Below are 2,688 nucleotides of genomic sequence, written 5' to 3'. Positions count from 1 at the left end.
GGCTGCCCGACGACCATCGGCGGATTCGCCGCGGTCATTGGCGGCCGTTCGCTGAGCGGTCGTCGGCCGGCGTGATGTTTTCCGCTGTTGACGAAGATTGCTATCCTTGGGGAAGATTGCGAACCGAGGGAAGCGAGTGCCATGCAGCAGCTGAATACGCCGGAAGATCTTCGCGCCATCAGGCGGGCGATGGATGAGGGTAGGAACCCGCTGGTCGAAACCGACGTGCCGCGCTGGGAGGACCAGGTCGGCATCAGCCGCATCGTGAACCGTCGCGTACTGGAATTCGAAGTGCTGCCCACGCCGGCGCAGGTGCTGGGCGATCTGCCGTTGAGCGAACAGGCGCAGGAGATCGTCGCCTATTCGCGTGACGAGATTCGCGCCTGCCTGTACGGCCAGGATGACCGCTTGCTGGTGATCGTCGGTCCATGTTCCGTGCATGATCCGGCCGCGGCGCTCGATTACGCGCATCGTCTCGCCGCATTGAAGGACGAGCTTGGCGGCGAGCTGCTGATCGTCATGCGTGTGTATTTCGAAAAACCGCGCACCACCGTTGGCTGGAAGGGTCTGATCAACGATCCGGATATCGACGGCAGCTGCAACATCAAAAAGGGACTGTTGTTGGCTCGCCGCACGCTGCTGGGGGTTCTGGACGCCGGATTGGCCGCGGCCACCGAGTTCCTGGAGCCGACCAGCCCGCAATACATCGCCGACGCCATCAGCTGGGGCGCGATTGGCGCGCGCAACACGGAAAGCCAGGTGCACCGACAGCTCGCCTCCGGCCTGTCGATGCCGATTGGCTTCAAGAACGCCACCGACGGTTCGGTCAAGCCGGCCGCCGATTCCTGCCTCGCCTCCGCGCGGCAGCACACGTTCTTCGGTATCGACCATCTGGGACGTGCCGCCGTCGTCAAGACATTGGGGAATCCGGATTGCCATGTCGTGCTCCGTGGCTCAAGCTCCGGTCCGAATTACGATGCGGCGTCCGTGGATGAGGCCATGCGGCTCATCCGCGAGGAACTGCCGGCCGATTCCGCGGCCGCGCATGGTCTGATCGTCGACTGCTCGCACGGCAATTCCGGCAAGGACGAGCATCGTCAGGCCGAAGTGGTGCGCGACATCGCACGTCGCATCGCACAAGGCGAGCGGGGCATCAGCGGCGTCATGATGGAAAGCTTCATCGAAGGTGGCAACCAGCCCGCGGCGCCGCTCGCCGAACTGGAATACGGCAAGTCGATCACCGACAAATGCCTGAGTTGGGAAACCACGGAGCGATTGCTGCGCGGCCTCGCCGAAGCGGTGAACGAACGCCGCTGGAAATAATCGGAATCATGCATCAGACACATCGGGAACCATCGGAAGGGAACGAACATGACAGCAATCGCCATCATCGGCGCAATGGATGAGGAAGTCGCCAATATCGCGGCGGCGTTGAACGACGTCGCCGTCACCAAGGAAGCCGGCGTCAATGTGACGCGCGGCACCTTGGAGACGAACAAGGGGACCATGGTGAACGTCATCGCGACGGTCGGCGGCATGGGCACCGTCAACATCGCGGCGACCACGCAGCATCTGATCGACGCGGACAAGCCGGACGCCGTGATCTTCTCCGGCATCGCGGGCAACCTCAACACGCATCTGCACATCAACGACGTGGTGCTCGGCGGCACGTTGCGGTACCTCGACACCGACATGCGTCTGGTGGGGCAGTGGAAGCCCGGCACCGCGGAGCATCCGGTCACGGAATTCCATTCGGACGACCGTCTGATCGAACTGGCCGACCAGGCGCTGAACGACCTCGGCATCCACCACATCGTCGGCATCATCGCCACCGGCGACTACTTCGTGGACGATCCGCGCAAGGTCGAACAGGTGATTCGCGAGACCGGCGCGGACGCCGTCGAGATGGAAGGCGCCGCCGTGGCGCATGTCGCGGCGCGCAACGACGTGCCGGCGCTCGTCATCCGCGCGCTGAGCGACAACGCCGACACCGATTACGAGGAATTCAAGGAATTCGACATCTCCGAATACGCCGACACCGCGGCGAAGCTGACGGTGAACATCGTCAAGCGCATGTGAGATCGCCGTAACCCGCCATGCCTTGCGTGCGCTGGCGCGCTTTGGCGCATGCGGCTTGCAAGCCGTGCCCGGAACGGTTGCGTTGCGTCCGGAACCGCGGTGTCGTTTCCGGAACGGTGGCGTTCGGGACGTTCGTATCCGAACAATGACGTCCGGCGGGACCGCGCTCTCGGGAAGATGTTCGTCCGAAGGCCGTTGAAGACGGTGCGGAAGGTTTTCGATGACGGTTTTCGGGAATCGCCGCGGTCTCATATTGTGGGATTCGTGATTCCGGTAAAATGAACGGCAGGGAAACTTCCGGTGGCATCGGCGCTTTTCATCGATGGAAGGTGCCGATGGCCGCTACTGTTGAACACGAATGGTGGATTATCGGAAGGTTAACGTATGGCGTTGGAGCAGGTGCCGGCTGTCGTCGTGCTGATGGCCGTCGCGGCGGTCGCGTTGCTGATCGGCCGCGCGTGGGGGCGCGCGTCGGCTGACGGCGGTGCCGGAACGAGACGCGCGAATGCGTCCGACGGCATGGGCGATGCGTCGCTGTTCGGCGCTGATGTGCCGGTGCGGTCGACGGAACGGCAGTTGGTCGCGACGATGCCGGAATCGTTGATCGTC

The 2,688-nt window shown here is 63.4% G+C and carries 2 protein-coding genes and 1 pseudogene; all 3 read left to right on the top strand.

Annotation, left to right across the window (positions count from 1 at the left end):
• Positions 1 to 141: 141 nt before the first annotated feature.
• On the top strand, positions 142 to 1,323 hold the full coding sequence (locus B3C64_RS03855) for a 3-deoxy-7-phosphoheptulonate synthase (protein ID WP_291533858.1): 1,182 nt from the start codon (positions 142 to 144) through the stop codon (positions 1,321 to 1,323).
• A 48-nt stretch (positions 1,324 to 1,371) separates the two neighbouring features.
• Positions 1,372 to 2,079, top strand: coding sequence for a 5'-methylthioadenosine/adenosylhomocysteine nucleosidase (locus B3C64_RS03850; protein ID WP_291533857.1), 708 nt, complete (start codon positions 1,372 to 1,374; stop codon positions 2,077 to 2,079).
• A 384-nt stretch (positions 2,080 to 2,463) separates the two neighbouring features.
• Positions 2,464 to 2,688 (top strand): annotated as a pseudogene (locus B3C64_RS03845) (two-component sensor histidine kinase); the annotation flags it as partial.

Origin of the sequence: Bifidobacterium sp. UBA6881, assembly GCA_002451435.1 — a bacterium.
Taxonomy (GTDB): Bacteria; Actinomycetota; Actinomycetes; order Actinomycetales; family Bifidobacteriaceae; genus Bifidobacterium.
This window is presented reverse-complemented; position numbering and strand designations above follow the sequence as displayed.

Excerpts from the sequence above, each read along its gene's own strand:
- B3C64_RS03850 (WP_291533857.1), top strand. The coding sequence starts at position 1,372 with ATGACAGCAATCGCCATCATCGGCGCAATGGATGAGGAAGTCGCCAAT.
- B3C64_RS03855 (WP_291533858.1), top strand. The coding sequence starts at position 142 with ATGCAGCAGCTGAATACGCCGGAAGATCTTCGCGCCATCAGGCGGGCG.